We start from the raw sequence: 16,137 nt of genomic DNA, 5'->3' as shown, positions 1-16,137 counted from the left end.
GGCGGGCGCCGTCGGCAGAGGCGGCGCACTTGGCCGGGCTGCTCCGGCCGAGGTGGCGCCGTCGGCGGAGGCGGCATACCTCCTGACCTGGCTACTCCCGCCGGGACAGCCCGGGGATCACCGCCGCCGCCGCCGGCGGCCCGCGACCGTGCCCCTGTGGTGTTCCAGCGCCGCCACCGACTGCGTGACCTGCTCGAAGCTCGGCAGCGCGTGCACGTTGGCCACGAGCGTCATGTCCTTGCGCGGGATCTCCACGAAGCACACCTCCACTCCGGACTCCGCCGCGTGCGTGGCCACCTCGTCGCGCCAGGTGGCGAGATCGTGCTCGTCGCCCAGCCATTCGTGCAGGTAGACGCACCACTTTCCGCGCAGCAGCTCGCCCGCGATGGCTTCCTGACCGACCAGGTACGGCTCGGTCACGCGGTCGTCCATGACCGTCCCCGAGTACACCAAGGCACCGCTTCCCTCCTGCTCCCCGGTGAGGACCCATCCCACCGGAAAGCGCTATCCCGGGTATCGGCCTCCCCACCGTGTCCGAGCAGCGCGAACCCCCGCGACCGATGCCGGCACTCCGGGGACGGCGCAAACATACCGGCGGATTTGGCGCACAGCAACCATTTCCCCGGTATGGCGAGTTCCGCGGCGGCGAGCGTGCACCGCTCGCGTGCGGATGCACGTGCCGATCATGGACGTGCATTTGAATATTCAGCGAAATGGGGAACGGAAAATCCGCGGAACGGTACCGAAGCGCGAAAGGTGCACTGTGGACGCTCGGCCGGTCGCGCAGCGTGAGACCCGACGGAAGTCGTGAGTCGGCCGTCTGAACCGGTTCGGCGGGTGACACTGCGCGAAACCTGCGCTATACAGAGCCCGTCATGCGTGTTGATGCGCGAAAGGTGTCACTAATGAGCAGAGTTGCGCAGTCGCTCGGCTGTTTGGCCGCAGCAGCCGCCCTCGGGCTGACCCCCGCCGCGGCGTACGCCGAGCCGGTCGCGGCGCCCGCCGGGCAGCTCGGGGACCTCGCCGGGATCTCGGCCGACGGCCCGGTGGTGACGCTGAAATCCGGTGCCGCCGCCGTGCGCGTGAGCTTCCCGGCCGAAGGCGCCGTCCGGATCTGGCTCGCCCCCGACGGGACCTTCACCGACCCGGCCGGCGGCAAGATCGTCCTGCCGAAGACCACGCCGCCGGCCATGCCCCAGCGCGTCGACAAGGGTGCCTACTGGGCCGTTTCGACGCCCAAGGCGACCTTGCGCGCCTACAAGCACCCGCTGAAGTTCGCCCTGTACGACGGCGCCGACCGCCGGCAGCTCTGGGCCGAGTCCGCCCCGCTGTCCTGGACCGGCACCACGACCACGCAGAGCCTGACCAGGACCGCGACCGAGCAGTTCGTCGGCGGCGGTGAGCAGAACGGCCGGTTCAGCCACCGCGACCGGACGATCCGGATCTTCGCCGACGACAACTGGAACGACGGTGGCGCGCCCAACTCGCAGCCGTTCTATGCCTCTACCTCGGGTTATGGCGTCCTGCGCAACACCTTCGCCCCGGGCAGCTACTCCTTCACGGCCCCGGTGAAGACGACCCACGACGAGCGCCGCTTCGACGCCACCTACGTCGTCGGCGACACCCTCAAAGACGTCATCGGGGGCTATACCGACCTCGTCGGGAAGCCGTTTATGCCGCCGATCTACGGCCTGGAAACCGGTGATTCGGATTGCTATCTGCAAAATGCAAATCGCGGGAAGCGGCACACGCTCGATGCGGTGAAGGTCGCCGACGGCTACACCGAGAACGGAATGCCGAACGGCTGGATGCTCGTCAATGACGGTTACGGCTGTGGCTACGAAGATCTGCAGCAAACGGGCGAAGGCCTCAGGAAGAACAAGATGCAGCTCGGCCTCTGGACCGAGGACGGCGTCCCGAACCAGGCCGACGAGGTCAAGGCCGGTGTGCGGGTCCGCAAGCTGGACGTCGCCTGGGTCGGCCCGGGCTACCAGTTCGCGCTCGACGCCTGCGACACCGCGTACAAGGGCATCGAGGACAACAGCGACGCCCGCGGGTTCGTCTGGCAGCCGGTGAGCTGGGCCGGGGCGCAACGCTGCGGTGTGCTGTGGAGCGGTGACCAGTCCGGTTCGTACGACTACATCAAGTGGCAGATCCCGACCTACGCGGGCGCGACGACGTCCGGCATCGCCTACAACACCGGCGACATCGACGGCATCTTCGGCGGCAGCCCGCAGACCTACGTCCGTGACCTGCAGTGGAAGACGTTCCTGCCCGCCGCGATGACCATGGACGGCTGGGCGTCGTCGGACAAGCAGCCGTGGCGCCAGGGCGAGCCGTACACGTCGATCAACCGGAAGTACCTGCTGCTCAAGGAGCGGCTGCTGCCCTACACCTACAGCTACTCGGCGCAGGCGCACCGGTCCGGCGTCGGCCAGGTCCGGCCGCTGGCCCTGGAGTACCCGGACGACCCGAACGTGTGGACGGACAAGGCGAAGTACGAGTTCCTCTCCGGCACGGACTTCCTGGTCGCGCCGGTGTACGAGAAGTCGTCCGTGCGCAACGGCATCTACCTGCCGAAGGGCACCTGGGTGGACTACTGGAGCGGCAAGACCTACACCGGTCCGGCCACCGTCGACGGTTACGACGCGCCGCTCGACACGCTCCCGCTGTTCGTCCGCGCCGGGGCCGTCGTGCCGATGTGGGCCGAAGGCACGACGTCGTGGCAGACGCGGGACAAAAGCGATCTGGACCTCGACGTCTACCCGCAGGGCCAGGGCGGCTTCACCCTCACCGAGGACGACGGCGTCACCCGCGGCTACCAGCGCGGTGAGCAGGCGAAGCAGACGTTCACCGTCGACGCGCCCAAGTCCGGGCCGGGCACGGTGACCGTCGGGATCGGCACGAGCACCGGTACTTACCCCGGGAAGCCGGCCGCGCGGAACTACCGGCTGTCCGTCCACACGGGAGCGAAGCCGGCCGCCGTCCAGGCGGGTACCGGGGTCCTGCGCCAGTACGGCAGCAAGGCCGAACTGGACCGGGCGCCGTCGGGCTGGTGGTACGACCCGGCCGCGCACGGCGTCGTGCGCGTCAAGACCGGGCAGCTCGGCGCGGGCGACCGGCAGGACGTCCGGCTGTTCGGCGCGAGCGCGGTCGGCGGCTTCTTCCCGGAGGACGACAACGGCACGGTGACGCTGACCGCGCCTTCGCTGGCCGCTCCGGGCCAGGCCGTGGCCGCGACGGCGAGCTTCACCAACGGCACGCCGCTGCCGGTGCGGGACGTCAAGATTTCCGTTGGTGCGGAAGGGTTCCACGCCGAGGTCGCGGCTGCGCCGAAGCTCGTGTGGCCCGGTCAGAAGGTCGAGGTGCCGGTGACGCTGACCCCGGACGCCGGGCTGAAGCCGGCGGACTACCAGGTCACCGCCACCGCGACCTACCAGGCCCGGGCCGGCGCGCACCAGGCCGTCGACTCCTCGGCCGTCACCGTCCCGCACGCCTCCTTGGCCGCGGCGTACGGGAACGTCGGCGTCACCGATGCGGCGCACACCGCGGTGGGTGACCTCGACGGCGGGGGCAGCAGCTTCCGTGCCGAGGGGCTCGCCGAAGCGGGTCTCGAGCCGGGAGCGGTGTTCACGGCCGGCGGTGCCCGGCTGACCTGGCCGGACGCCGGGAGCGGCAAGCCGGACAACGTCGTCGCCGCCGGGCAGACGATCGCTTTGCGGGGCAGTGGTTCGAAGCTCGTGCTGGCCGGCACCGGCACCGGGACGGCCCAGGGCACCGTCGTCGTCCAGTACGCCGACGGCAGCACCGGCCAGGCCGACCTGGGGCTGCCGAACTGGTGTTGCGCCGATCCCGCCCAGTACGGCGCGACGACCGTCGCGACCGTGCTGGGCAAGAACACCAAGGCGGGCCCGGCTTACCCGACGACGCCGTACCGGGTGTTCGCGAACTCCGTCCCGCTGGCTGCGGGCAAGGAGGTCGTGGCGGTGACCCTGCCGTCGAACTCCGCCTTGCACGTGTTTGCGGCGAGCGTGGCCTGAAGGAGGTTCGGCGAGCCGCCGAAGTAGGCGCCGTCCGTGACGTACACCTTGTCGTCGCGGACGGCGACCGCCGTCGGGTTGGCCAGGCCGTCCTCGAGGGACAGGAACGGGTGGATGCCGTCGCGGTCGACGGTGACCACCCGGTTCTCCTGGTTGATCGCGGCGACGACGGTGGTGCCGTGGAAGGCGAAGTCGTCGACCGGCCCGAGGCCCGTCGCGACGACCCGGCCGGGGCCGCCGGCGAGCGGGAACCGCACCAGCGTGCCGCGGTCCAGGTTGGACACCCAGACCGCGCCGGCGTGGACCTTGATCCCGTTGGCGCCGAAGCCGCTCACGGGGGCGAGCAGGTCACCGGTGGCCCAGGCCGTGACGCGTCCTCGGGAGACCCGCCAGACCGTGGAGCCGAACGAGTCCGCGACGAAGAGGTCGCCGGTCGCCGGGTCGCGCGCGACGCCGTTCTGGAAGCCGGACGGCGGTAGCGCGGCCACCCGGACCGGCGCGGTGCCGGGCCGGACCCGGTACAGGCCGGTCGCCGCGGTGCCCGTCGAGACGGCGACGTACAGGTCGCCACCGGGTGCGCGGACGATGCCGCCGAGGAACAGTCTCTTGTGGACGACCGGGACGTCACCGTCGTCCGGTACCGGGATCCGGGCGATGACCCGGACCTGCCCGCCGGGCGTGACGCGGCCGATTTCGCCGGTGTAGGCGAAAGTGAGGTCGGCGGAGCCGTCGGGCTCCAGGGCGATGTTCTCCGGCTGCTGCCCGGCGGCGAGGTCGAGGGGGACGATCCTCGGCGCCGCGTCCGCGGGGGTGGCCGGCAGGGCGAAGACGGCGGCCGCGGCCAGCACGGCGCCGATCTGCTTGATGCGCAAGGGAACTCCGTGTCGGTGAAGGGAACGGCGAAAAGAACCCCGGATCGCCGTGCCTTCGACGGTAGGCCCGGTGCGCCCCCGGCCACCAATAGCTCAGGCTGGGGTGGCCATCGGAAATCCGATCACAGGTCGCGCGCGAAGCAGCGCGAGAGCGGTTCGCCGACGTACGGCCCGTAAGCCTCGATGGGTTCGTAGCCTTCGCGCTGGTAGAAGCGGATCGCGTCCGGCTGCCCGGTGCCGGTCTCCAGCAGCAGCCGGGCGATGCCGAAGTCGCGTGCGCGGTCTTCGAGCGCACGCAGCAGGGCTGTCGCGACGCCGGTGCCGCGAGCCGCCGGGTCGACGTACATGCGCTTGACCTCACCCGAACCCGCACCCAGGAGGCGGAGCCCGCCGCAGCCGATGGCCGTGCCGCCGGCGTCCCGGGCGACGAGGAACACCGCCATGGTCTCGGCGGACGGCATCGCGCCTGGCTCGTGGTCGTCCGTGCCGTAGCGGGCGTCCAGTTCGGTGCGCTGGGCCGCGCGCAGCCGGACGGCGTCGGGATCGTCCCAGGTCACGGCCGTGATCTCGATGGTGGTGGGCACGGTGCTCCTTTCTGTAACAAGCGTTACCGTAGCAGCTGTTACGCTTCCCGGAAAGGAGGTTTCCGTGCCGAAGCAGCGTGACGTCCAGGCCCAGCGGGAGCTGCTGTCGAACGCGACCTGGCAGGTCCTCGCCGACGGCGGCCTGCCGGGGCTGACCCTGCGCGCGGTCGCCGAGCGCGCCGGCTGCACGACCGGGCTGGTGATGCACGCGTTCCCGACGAAGAAGGCGTTGCTGCTGCACGCGCGCGACCTGCTCTACGACCGCACCGCCCTCCGCGCCGACGCGGCCGAAGCGGCGAGTCTTGACGCGTTCGGGGCGCTGGGAGCGGTGCTCGGCCAGGCGGTCGACCTGCCGCACGGCCACCACGACGAGTCCCGGGTGTGGGTGGGTTTCCTCGCGGCGGCCCTGGCCGACGAAGATCTGGCCGAACGCCACCGCGCGGCGAACCACTCGTTCCTGGCCCGGATCCGCCGGCTGGTCGCCGCCTGCCGTCCGAAGTGGACGGACGAGCGGCTCGAGCTGACGACGAAGAGCCTGGTGGCGCTGGTCGAAGGCTTGAACGTCCTGGCCGCGGCGGACCCTGCCGGGTATCCGGCGCGGGTACAGCAGGCCGCGCTGGCGAAGGCCCTCACCGAGTTGCGAGGCGCGCCGGCATGACGTCCAGGTCCTCCATGGCGAGGACCGCGCCGAGTGCGGCCAGGCCGCCGACGGCGCCGACGACCGCGATCGCGGTGCCGATGGACCCGGCTCCGAGCAGCACCTGGCCGATCGCCAGGCCCGTGCTGCCGCCGAGCTGCTTGAGCAGGTTCAGCCCGGCCGTCGCCGCGCCGGTGTCGCGCCGCGACACGGACATCTGCGCGGCGATGGCGATCCCGCCCATCGCGGGTGACGTCCCGAGCCCGATCAGGCCGGCACAGGTGACGGCGAGCCACGCCGGGAGCACGTCGATGGCCACCAGTGACGCGGATGCGGCGGACACCACCACGGCCCCGGCGGCCAGCAGCCCCTTGACGTGCCCGGTCCGGAGCACGACCAGCGCCGTGAGGCGGTTGCCCGTCAGCATGCCGGCCATCAGCGGGAGGACCATGAGCCCGGCGGCGGTCGCGCCGTACCCGCGCACCTGCTGGAAGTAGAGCCCGAAGAAGAGCCCGGCGGGCGTGGTCGCGGCGGTGAACAGGAAGCCGGCGACGGTCACGGCACTGAAGGTCCGGCTGCCGAAGAGGCGCAACGGCACGATCGGCACGTCCGCGCGCCGTTCGACGACCACGAACGCGACCAGCAGCACCGCTCCGGCGGGCAGCAGCGCGAGCGTGTGCTCGGCGCCGAGGGCGACCAGGATCAGGCAGATCGCGGCCGCGAGCAGCGCGACGCCCGCCGTGTCGAACCGCCCGGTGTCCCGGTCTTCGGGCCGCCGGTGCGGGACGAGTGCCGCCACGACGGCGATCGCGGCGGCGCCGACGGGCAGGTTCACCAGGAAGATCCAGCGCCAGCCGAGGTGGTCGGTGAGCAGGCCGCCTTCGAGCGGGCCGCCGATGAAGCTGACCACCATCAGGCCGGCCATCAGGGTCTGCATGCGGGCCAGGCCGGTGGACTGCTCCGGTGGGTAGAGGTCGCGCACCAGTGTCATGCCGACGGTCATCAGCGCGCCCGCGCCGATGCCCTGGACCGTGCGGAACGCGATGAGCTGCGGCATGTCCCCGGTCAGTGCGCACAGCGCCGAGCCGGCGAGGAAGACCGTCAGGCCGGTGAGCAGGGGGAACTTGCGGCCGTGCAGGTCGGCCAGCCGCCCGTAGACCGGGATGGTCACGGTCGAGGCCAGCAGGTACGCGGTGGTGACCCAGGTCAGGCTGCCGGTGCCGTGCAGCTGCTCGGCGATCTTCGGCATCGCGGTGCTGGTGGCCGTGCCGTCCAGGGCGCTGAGCAGGATGCCGGCGAGGGTGGCGAACAGGATCAGCAGTTTTCGGCGCTCAGTCATAGGTCGAGTTTGACCGGTAAGATCTGACCTGTCAAAGATGACGAGCATGTCCCTGCGTCACGCGGTCCTCGCCACGCTCCTGCCCGGCCCGCAGAGCGGCTACGACCTGGCGAAGAAGTTCGACGACGTCATGCGGGGCGTCTGGTACGCCCGGCGCAACCAGATGTACGGCGAGCTGGCGAAGCTCACCGAAGCGGGGTTCGCCGAGGAGGTCGCCGAAGGGCCACGCGGTCGCCGCACGTACCAGGTCACCCCGGCCGGCCGGGAGGAGCTGCGCCGCTGGCTGGTGGACGTCGAACCGGACCGGACCGTCCGCGACGAGTCCACGCTGCGCGCCCTCCTGGTGTCCACTTTGGACCGCGATGATGCCCTTTCCGTGCTGGCGAGGGAGGAACGCGCCCTGACCGCGGAGCTGGAGCCGCTGCGGGCGTACCTGCGGGAGCTGGCGAAAACCGAACGGCCGACCGACCCCCAGGCGATGGGCCTGGAGCTGCGGGCGCGGATGCTGGAGGCGATGCTCGGCTGGATCGCCGACGCGCGGAGCCGGGTGCAGGGGTCCTAAGCCGCGGGGCCGAAGCGACGGCGGTACGCACTCGGGCTCAACCCGGTGTGCCGCCTCAACTGCAAGCGCAAGTTCGCCGCCGTCCCGAAGCCGCTCGCCTCGGCCACCCGCTCCAGCCGCAGCTCGCCGCGTTCGATCAGGCGGCAGGCCAGCGTCACGCGTTCCGTCGTCAGCCACGCCAGCGGCGTCGTGCCCAGCTCCGCGCGGAACTTCCGGTGCAGCGTCGCCGGGCTGATCGCCGCGTGCGTCGCGAGGTCGGTCACCGTGAGCGGCGTGCCGAGCCGCGCGCGGGCCCACGTCAGGACCGGTGACAGCGACGTGTCCGGCACCGCGGGCACCGGCCGTTCGACGAACTGGCGCTGGCCGCCGTCGCGGTGGCCGGTGAACACCAGCCGGCGGCTGACCGCGTTGGCGATCTCCGCGCCGTGGTCGCGGTGGATCAGGTGCAGGCCGAGGTCGAGGGCGGCCGCGCTGCCCGCCGCGGTGAGGACACCGCCGTCGTCGACGAACAGGACGTCGGGCTCGAGGTCCACGTCCGGGAACTGCGCGGCGAAGTCGTCGGCCCAGCGCCAGTGCGTCGTCGCGCGGCGGCCGTCGAGGACGCCGGCGAAGGCGAGGGTGAACGCACCGGTGCAGAAGCTCACGAGTCGCGCGCCGCGGTCGGCCGCCCGCCGGACGGTGGCCAGGACCTCGGGGGACGGCCGGGTCAGCGGGTCGGGCCGGTTGGGCACGATCAGCGTGTCCGCGGTGTCGGCGACGTCGAGGCCGCGCACTCCGGAGAGCGTGAACATCCCCAGGTGCATGGCGACTTCCGGGTGGGGTGAGCAGAGCGCGAAGTCGTACCAAGGCCGGTCGAGCTCGGGCCGCCGCAGCCCGAACAGCTCGGTCGCGACGCCCATCTCGAAGGGGTTCGAGCCTTCGTCGACGAGCACGACGACCCGGTGCGAGAATTCTTGCGGCATGTGCGATTCCTAGCACTCCCGCGACCGGAACACCAGGTCGACGATGGTGACCATGAACCCGATCGACCTGAACGAAGTCCTGGCGAGCTTCGACGCCGCCTGGAGCCCGCGGATCGTCACCCGCGTCAACGACTACGACATCCGGCTGGCGCGCTTCGCCGGCGAGCACGTGTGGCACGTCCACGAGGACACCGACGAGTTCTTCCTGGTTCTCGACGGCGAGATCGAGATCGGCGTGCGCGACCCGGACGAGCGGGTGGTGACGCTGGCGCGCGGCCAGGTGTTCGTGGTGCCGAAGGGGACGTTCCACAAGCCGTCGTCGAAGGCGGGCGCGAGCGTGCTCCTGGTGGAACCGGCGGGGACGCTCTCGGTCGGCGACGAGCACGACGAGGTCCCGGACCACGTCGACGTGACCACCGGGCACCTGGTCTAGCTTCGGGGGATGCTGACCGTCGTACCCGTCGACCAGGCGTCCTGGGCGGACCTGCAAGCGATCTTCGGCGACCGCGGCGACCCGGCCCGCTGCCGGTGCCAGTACTTCAAGGAGACGCCGGCGCAGTGGAAGGCGGGGACCGCCGAGGAGCGCGCCGAGCGGTTCCGCGCTCAGACCGCCGAGCACGCGACCGGGCTCGTCGCCTTCCTCGACGGCGAGCCCGCCGGCTGGTGCGCGGTCGAGCCGCGCACCGCTTATCGCCGGCTCCTCCGCAGCCGGCTGGTCTGGGACGGCCGCGAGGAGGACCCCGAGGACGACGGCGTCTGGGCCGTGACGTGTTTCGTCACCCGCAAGGGCTTCCGGCGACGCGGGGTGAGCGCCGCATTGGCGAGGGCGGCGGGGGACTTCGCCCGCGAGCGGGGCGCCCGCGCGGTCGAGGGCTACCCGATCCGCGTCGAGCCCGGGAAGCCGGTCGCGTGGCCCGGCGAGTTGTTCGTCGGCACCACCGGGATCTTCGCCGACGCCGGCTTCGCCGAGGTCAGCCAGCCGACCGCGCGTCGGGTCGTCATGCGGCTGACCTGCTGAGTCCTTCTGGAAAACGGGGTACTCTCGGCCGCATGAAACGGACCTCGTTCGCGCAGTGGCCGTGCTCGATCGCGCGCACCATGGACCTCCTCGGCGACTGGTGGACCCCGCTCGTGCTGCGGGACGCCTTCTACGGCGTCCGCCGCTTCGACGAGTTCCAGCAGGCGCTCGGCATCGCGCGCAACACCCTCGCCGACCGGCTCAAGCGCTTGGTCGACGAGGGGCTCCTCGAGAAGGTCGCCTACCAGACCGAGCCGGTGCGCTACGACTACGTCCTCACCGAAAAGGGCCGCGACTTCTACCCCGTGCTGCTCGCGATGACGCGCTGGGGTGACAAGTGGCTTTCGAGCGAGGCCGGGCCGCCGATCACCGTGCACCACACCGCCTGCGGGCACGACACCCACGCCGAAATCGTCTGCGCGGAGTGCGGCGAACCGATGACGCCGGAGGACACGCGCATGCGCCGTGGCCCCGGCTTCCCGCCCCGGCTGGCGCAGCGCCCGGACGTCGAAGCGCGGTTCGCCCGGCAGGAGTGACGTTGACAGCGTAGGTCTATCTACGCAACTATCGTGGTCAGAGGCTCACTGAGAGGGGTGCGACCACGATGGAGTGGACCGGCGCGCGGTACGCGGACAAGCCGACGGCCGAGGTCTCGACCTGGATCGACGCCGCGCCGGAGGTGGTCTGGCCGGTCGTCTCGGACATCGCGGTGATGCCGTCCCTGAGTGCCGAACTGCAGTCCGTCGAATGGCGCGAGGTCGGCCGGACGTTCGTGGGCAAGAGCAAGCACGACGCGTTCGGTGAGTGGGAGACGACGTCGTACGTCGTCGAGTGCGAAGAGCCGCGCGTGTTCGCCTGGGCGGTGCAGGACCCGGCCGAGCCGAGCTCGGTCTGGAAGTTCACCCTCGAGCCGGACGACGGCGGCACGCGGCTTTCGCAGTGGATGCAGATGGGCCCGGGCCGGTCCGGGCTGTCGTTCGCCATCGACCGGATGCCGGAGAAGGAACAGAAGATCGTCTTCGTGCGGCTGCGGGAGTTCGAAACCGCGATGACCGGCAACCTCGCGGCGATCAAGGACCGGGTCGAAGGCCGATGAAGACCGCGACGACGGTCGAGTTCTCGAAGGACTCCCGGACGACGCTGGACTTCGTGCTGGAGGCGGAAAAACTCGGCCTCGACGTCTGCTGGGTCGCCGAAGCCTGGGGCTCGGACGCGCCGTCCGCGCTCGGCTACCTCGCCGCCCGCACCGACCGGATCCGGCTCGGCTCCGGGATCATCCAGCTCGGCACGCGCACGCCGGTCGCGATCGCGCAGGCAGCGTTGACGCTGGCCGACCTGTCCGGCGGCCGGTTCGCCCTGGGGCTGGGCCCGTCCGGGCCGCAGGTGATCGAAGGCCTGCACGGCGTCCCCTTCGCGAAGCCGCTGACCCGGATGCGCGAGACCGTCGAGATCATCCGCCAAGCCTTCGCCGGGGAGAAGATTTCGTTCTCCGGCAAGGCGTTCGAGGTCCCGTTGCCCGGCGAAGCGCGTCCGATGCGGTTGTCCACCACGCCGAACCCGGACATCCCGATCTACCTCGCGACGCTGTCGCCGAAGCTGCTGGAGCTCACCGGCGAGGTCGCGGACGGCTGGCTCGGCACCAGCTTCGTCCCCGAAGGCGCCGACGCGTACTTCGGGCCCCTCGACGCCGGGCTCGCGAAGTCGGGTCGCACGCGTAAGGACATCGACGTCTGCCAAGGCGCCGAAGTTGCTTTCGCGGACAACGAGGACGAGCTGCGCGTCATGGTCGGCAGCCGCAAGAAAGAACTCGCCTTCAGCCTCGGCGGCATGGGCTCGGCCACCACCAACTTCTACAACGACGCCTACAGCCGCCAGGGCTGGGCGGACGTCGCCGCCGAGGTCCGCGAGCGCTGGCAGGCCGGCGACCGCGACGGCGCGACCGCGCTCGTCACCGACGAGATGGTGCTCGGCACCACGCTGATCGGTACCGAGGAGATGGTCCGCGCCCGGCTGCGCGTCTGGCGCGACACCGGCATCGACACGGTCCGGCTGTACCCGGCCGGCGAAACGCTCGAAGCGCGTCTCACGACGCTCGGCCGTGCACTGGAGCTGATATGACCGACGAGTGGCACCGCACCGCGTGCAGCCTCTGCTACCTCAACTGCGGGCTGGAAGTGCAGGTCGAGGGCCGGAAGATCACCCGGGTCCGCGGCGACAAGGCACACCCGCGCTCGGCCGGGTACCTGTGCCAGAAGGCGCAGCGCCTGACCTGGTACGGCGACCACGACGACCGGTTGACGACACCGCTGCGCCGGCGTCCCGACGGCACCCACGAGCCCGTCGACTGGGACACCGCGCTCACCGAGATCGCCGCGAAGCTGCACGCGATCCGGGACGCCGACACCGCGGCCGGCCGGCCCGGCTCGTTCGCCTACGTCGGCGGGGGCGGCCAGGGCAACCACTCCGGCGGCGCGTACGGCGCGTCGCTGCTGAAGTGGATGAACTCGACGCGCCACTTCAACGCGCTGTCGCAGGAGAAGACCGGCGACTTCTGGGTGAACGGGCAGCTGTTCGGCTCGACGCTCGTGCACACCGCCGAGGACGTCGAGCACTGCGACCTGCTGCTCGTGCTGGGCTGCAACCCCTGGCAGGCCCACGGGTTCAGCAACGCGCGGCACGCGCTCAACACGATCAAGAACGACCCCGGGCGCCGGATGATCGTCATCGACCCGCGGCGCACCGAGACCGCGGAGATCGCCGACCTGCACCTGCCGCTGCGCCCGGGCACCGACGCCTACCTGCTGGGCGCGATCCTGGCGCTGGTGCTGGAACGCGGCGGCGCCGACGAGGAGTTCCTCGCCACGCGCACCGAAGGCTTCGACGAGGTCGCGGCGGCGCTGGGGAAGATCCCGGTGGACGAGTGGATCGCGCACGCCGAGGTGTCCCGGGCGGACGTCGAGCGGGCGGTCGGCCTGATCCTTTCCTCGACGGCCATGACCGTGCGCGTCGAGCTGGGCATCCAGCAGGGCCGGCACTCGACGCTCAACAGCTACCTCGAGAAGCTGCTCTACCTGGTCACCGGGAACTTCGGCCGGCGCGGCACGAACAACCTGCACTCGTGGCTGCTGCCGCTGTGGGGCTCATCCGGCGGCAAGCGGTCCGAGGTCACCGGGTTCGAGTACATCGGCGGCCTGCTGCCGGCGAACACCCTGGCCGAGGAGATCCTCACCGACCACCCGAACCGCGTGCGCGCGCTGTGGGTGGAGTCGTCCAACCCGGCCAACACGTTCGCGGGCACGCGGGAGGTCGAACGGGCGGTGCGGGCGGCCGAGCTGTCCGTGGTCGTCGACGTCGCCTACACCGAGACGGCCGCGCTCGCGGAGTACGTCCTGCCGGCGGCGTCGCAGCACGAGAAGTGGGAGTTCACGCTCTTCACGTTCGAGTGGCCGACGAACTACTTCCAGCTGCGGCGGCCGTTGCTGGACCCGCTGCCGGGCACGCTCGTCGAAGCCGAGATCTACACGCGGCTGTTCGACGCGCTGGGCGTGCTGCCGCCGTCCGACGTCCTCGCGTCCCTGGCCGCCGGGCCGCGCGCCGAACTGCAGGCCGGGATCGGCGCGCTGGTCCAGGCGATGCCGGAGCGTTCCGCGATCCTGCCGGTGCTGCTCTACCGGACGCTGGGTGCGTCGCTGCCCGACGGCGCGGCGTCGATCGCGCCGCTGTGGGCGGGGTGTCACCGGGCGGCGAAGACGATGACCGTGCCGGTGCAGCGGGCGTTGGGCAGCTCCTCGACGGGGCCGGAGCTCGGCGAGGAGCTGTTCTCGCGCGTCCTGGCCGGTCCGACGCCGTTCTCGACGCACGAGCAGGGCGAGGTGTGGAGCCTGATGCGCCGCTCACGGGTCCGGCTGGCGGTACCGGAGCTGCTGGAGTGGCTCGGTTCGCTGGACCCGGCTGCCGAACGGCCCGACCCGGCGTTCCCGTACTCCCTGCTGAACGGGCAGCGCCGGGCGCACAACGCGAACCAGATCCTGCGCGACCCGCGCTGGCGCCGCACGGATCCGGACGGCGCACTGCGGGCGCGTCCCGAAGAGCTGGCGTCGATCGGCGCCTCGGCGGGCGACTGGGTGGCGGTCGTGACGCCGGCCGGCCGGGTGGTGGTCCGCGCGGAGGCCGACCCGGGGATGCGGCCGGGCCAGCTGTCCCTGCCGCACGGCTACGGCATGGCCCACCCGGACGCCCAGGGCCGCCGCGTGGTCAGCGGCCCCCGGATCAACCTGCTGACGGACGCACGGGACCGCGACCCGATCGCGGGCACCCCCCACCACAAGGACGTCCCGGCGCGCCTGGAGCCGGCAACGGAGGAGGAACGGGCTCGCGCGGAGGCGGACAGCGTGCGCGTGCGGGAGACCGTCGCGAGTGGACGGTCTTAGCGTTTCGCCCGTTTATAGTGGGACCCCTCGAACCTGAAGGGGGCTCATGCGCAAGATCGTTTCGAACCTGTTCATCTCGCTCGACGGCGTGGTCGAAGCGCCCGACAAGTGGTCGCTCCGGTACTGGAACGACGAAATCGGCCAGGCGGTCGGGAGCGGGATGGCCGCGGCCGACGCGATGCTGCTCGGGCGCGTCACCTACGAAGGGTTCGCCGAGGCGTGGCCCGGGCGCACCGTCGAGGACGACGAAGGTGCCGAGTTCATGAACAACGTGCGCAAGTACGTGCTTTCGTCGACTTTGTCCGAAGTGAGCTGGAACAACGCGACGCTGCTGACCGGCGATCCGGTCGAGGCCGTCCGGGCGCTGAAGGTGTCGTCCGGAGGCGACATCATGACCAGCGGCAGCACGACGGCGGTGCGCTGGTTGCTGTCCGAAGGCCTGGTCGACGAGCTGAACCTGCTGCTGTACCCGATCGTCGTCGGGCGGGGGAAGCGGCTGTTCCCGGCCGAGGGGCCGGCCTTCCCGCTGGTGCTGAAGAAGTCGGCGACGTTCGGCAACGGCGTCGTCCAGCTGACCTACGTCCCGGCGTGACCACGCCGTTCCGGATCGAGGTCCCCGAGGCGGACCTCGACGACCTGCGCGCGCGACTGCGCCGCACCCGCTGGCCCGAGGCCGGGCCGGACGACTGGAGCCAGGGCACGCCGCTCGGGTACCTGCGTTCTCTGTGCGAATACTGGGCTTCCGGCTACGACTGGCGTGCGGTGGAAGCGCGGATGAACCGGTTTCCGCAGTACCGCACGGAAATCGACGGCCTGGGGATCCACTTCCTGCACGTGCGTTCGGCGTCTTCCGACGCACTGCCGCTGATCCTGACCCATGGCTGGCCCGGCTCGTTCCTCGAGTTCGGCAAGGTGATTTCGCCGTTGGCCGAGGAGTTCCACCTGGTGATCCCGTCGCTGCCGGGCTACGGCTTCAGCGACAAGCCGTCGTCCCCGGGCTGGGGCATCGAGCGCATCGCGGCGGCGTGGGCATCGCTGATGGCCCGCCTGGGTTACTCCCGCTACGGCGCCCAGGGCGGCGACTGGGGGACGTCGATCACGACGTCGCTGGCCCAGCAGGACGCGGCCCACTTGGCGGGCATCCACCTGAACCCGCCGATCGCGGCCCCGGACCCGTCGACGTTCGACGACCTGACGGTTTCCGAACGGGCGTCCCTGGCGGCGCTGGAGCACGCGCAGCGCTGGGAGGACGGGTATTCGGTGCTGCAGTCGACCCGCCCGCAGACGCTGGGGTACGGGTTGCTGGACTCCCCGGCCGGCCTGTGCGGCTGGCTGGTGGAGAAGTTCCACGCGTGGTCCGACGGCTTCCCGTTCACCCGCGACGAGCTACTGGACGACGTGACGCTGTACTGGCTGACGGGCACGGCGGCGTCCTCGGCCCGGCTGTACTGGGAGAGCATCCGGAAGGTCCAGCGGTGGTTCTCGGAGACGACGGACGACACGGTCGACGTGCCGACGGGCTGTTCGATCTTCCCGAAGGAGATGCCACGGCCATCGCGACGGTGGGCCGAGAAGAGGTACCCGGACATCCGCCATTGGAACGAGCTGGACCGCGGCGGCCACTTCGCGGCTTACGAGCAGCCCGAGCTGTTCGTGGACGAGGTGCGGACGTTCTTTCGGATGGTCCGCTGAC

The 16,137-nt window shown here is 71.2% G+C and carries 15 protein-coding genes and 1 pseudogene; 11 read left to right on the top strand and 5 right to left on the bottom strand.

Features of this window, described 5'->3' with window-relative positions; genetic code table 11:
* Positions 1-117: 117 nt before the first annotated feature.
* The gene (locus tag QSK39_RS02895) at positions 118-432 is read right to left on the bottom strand and encodes a hypothetical protein (RefSeq protein WP_285476107.1); all 315 of its coding nucleotides are present in this window, start codon (positions 430-432) and stop codon (positions 118-120) included.
* A 443-nt stretch (positions 433-875) separates the two neighbouring features.
* Here QSK39_RS02895 and QSK39_RS02890 point away from each other — a divergent pair.
* Positions 876-3,977, top strand: a pseudogene (locus tag QSK39_RS02890) (glycoside hydrolase family 31 family protein); the annotation flags it as partial.
* Here QSK39_RS02890 and QSK39_RS53240 read toward each other — a convergent pair.
* Positions 3,917-4,912, bottom strand: a complete 996-nt coding sequence (locus QSK39_RS53240) for an NHL repeat-containing protein (RefSeq protein WP_502873236.1) — start codon at positions 4,910-4,912, stop codon at positions 3,917-3,919. The pseudogene QSK39_RS02890 and the gene QSK39_RS53240 sit on opposite strands and share 61 nt — an antisense overlap.
* Before the next feature lie 122 nt (positions 4,913-5,034).
* The gene (locus QSK39_RS02885) at positions 5,035-5,496 is read right to left on the bottom strand and encodes a GNAT family N-acetyltransferase (RefSeq protein WP_285476105.1); all 462 of its coding nucleotides are present in this window, start codon (positions 5,494-5,496) and stop codon (positions 5,035-5,037) included.
* 64 nt (positions 5,497-5,560) lie between these two features.
* On the opposite strand from QSK39_RS02885, the gene QSK39_RS02880 reads away from it, so the two are divergent.
* Positions 5,561-6,154 (top strand): TetR/AcrR family transcriptional regulator, encoded by a 594-nt coding sequence (locus tag QSK39_RS02880; protein WP_285476104.1) that lies wholly within the window; start codon positions 5,561-5,563, stop codon positions 6,152-6,154.
* Here the strand turns inward: QSK39_RS02880 and QSK39_RS02875 are convergent.
* A complete protein-coding gene (locus tag QSK39_RS02875; RefSeq protein ID WP_285476103.1) occupies positions 6,126-7,472 on the bottom strand; it encodes an MFS transporter in 1,347 nt (448 codons plus the stop codon). The two genes, QSK39_RS02880 and QSK39_RS02875, sit on opposite strands and share 29 nt — an antisense overlap.
* A gap of 46 nt (positions 7,473-7,518) precedes the next feature.
* Between QSK39_RS02875 and QSK39_RS02870 the strand changes: the two genes are divergently transcribed.
* Complete coding sequence (locus tag QSK39_RS02870) at positions 7,519-8,034, top strand: PadR family transcriptional regulator (RefSeq protein ID WP_285476102.1); 516 nt, start codon at positions 7,519-7,521, stop codon at positions 8,032-8,034.
* Here the strand turns inward: QSK39_RS02870 and QSK39_RS02865 are convergent.
* Positions 8,031-8,996, bottom strand: coding sequence for a helix-turn-helix domain-containing protein (locus QSK39_RS02865; protein WP_285476101.1), 966 nt, complete (start codon positions 8,994-8,996; stop codon positions 8,031-8,033). The two genes, QSK39_RS02870 and QSK39_RS02865, sit on opposite strands and share 4 nt — an antisense overlap.
* A gap of 43 nt (positions 8,997-9,039) precedes the next feature.
* Here QSK39_RS02865 and QSK39_RS02860 point away from each other — a divergent pair, with 43 nt between their 5' ends.
* From QSK39_RS02860 to QSK39_RS02825, 8 genes are all read left to right on the top strand, one after another.
* Entirely contained in the window at positions 9,040-9,429 is a 390-nt protein-coding gene (locus QSK39_RS02860; RefSeq protein ID WP_285476100.1) for a cupin domain-containing protein, read from the top strand.
* A gap of 9 nt (positions 9,430-9,438) precedes the next feature.
* The gene (locus QSK39_RS02855) at positions 9,439-10,014 is read left to right on the top strand and encodes a GNAT family N-acetyltransferase (protein ID WP_285476099.1); all 576 of its coding nucleotides are present in this window, start codon (positions 9,439-9,441) and stop codon (positions 10,012-10,014) included.
* 32 nt (positions 10,015-10,046) lie between these two features.
* Entirely contained in the window at positions 10,047-10,550 is a 504-nt protein-coding gene (locus tag QSK39_RS02850) for a winged helix-turn-helix transcriptional regulator (protein ID WP_285476098.1), read from the top strand.
* A gap of 68 nt (positions 10,551-10,618) precedes the next feature.
* On the top strand, positions 10,619-11,110 hold the full coding sequence (locus QSK39_RS02845) for an SRPBCC family protein (protein WP_284745771.1): 492 nt from the start codon (positions 10,619-10,621) through the stop codon (positions 11,108-11,110).
* Positions 11,107-12,132, top strand: coding sequence for an LLM class flavin-dependent oxidoreductase (locus tag QSK39_RS02840; protein WP_285476097.1), 1,026 nt, complete (start codon positions 11,107-11,109; stop codon positions 12,130-12,132). Before QSK39_RS02845 ends, QSK39_RS02840 begins: the two co-directional genes overlap by 4 nt.
* Entirely contained in the window at positions 12,129-14,444 is a 2,316-nt protein-coding gene (locus QSK39_RS02835) for a molybdopterin-dependent oxidoreductase (RefSeq protein ID WP_285476096.1), read from the top strand. The genes QSK39_RS02840 and QSK39_RS02835 overlap by 4 nt, the downstream gene beginning before the upstream one ends.
* A 46-nt stretch (positions 14,445-14,490) precedes the next feature.
* On the top strand, positions 14,491-15,036 hold the full coding sequence (locus QSK39_RS02830) for a dihydrofolate reductase family protein (protein ID WP_285476095.1): 546 nt from the start codon (positions 14,491-14,493) through the stop codon (positions 15,034-15,036).
* A complete protein-coding gene (locus tag QSK39_RS02825) occupies positions 15,033-16,136 on the top strand; it encodes an epoxide hydrolase family protein (protein WP_285476094.1) in 1,104 nt (367 codons plus the stop codon). Before QSK39_RS02830 ends, QSK39_RS02825 begins: the two co-directional genes overlap by 4 nt.
* Position 16,137: the final 1 nt, after the last annotated feature.

The organism is Amycolatopsis sp. NBRC 101858 (genome assembly GCF_030269325.1).
In the GTDB taxonomy this organism is placed as follows: Bacteria; Actinomycetota; Actinomycetes; order Mycobacteriales; family Pseudonocardiaceae; genus Amycolatopsis; species Amycolatopsis ponsaeliensis.
This window is presented reverse-complemented; position numbering and strand designations above follow the sequence as displayed.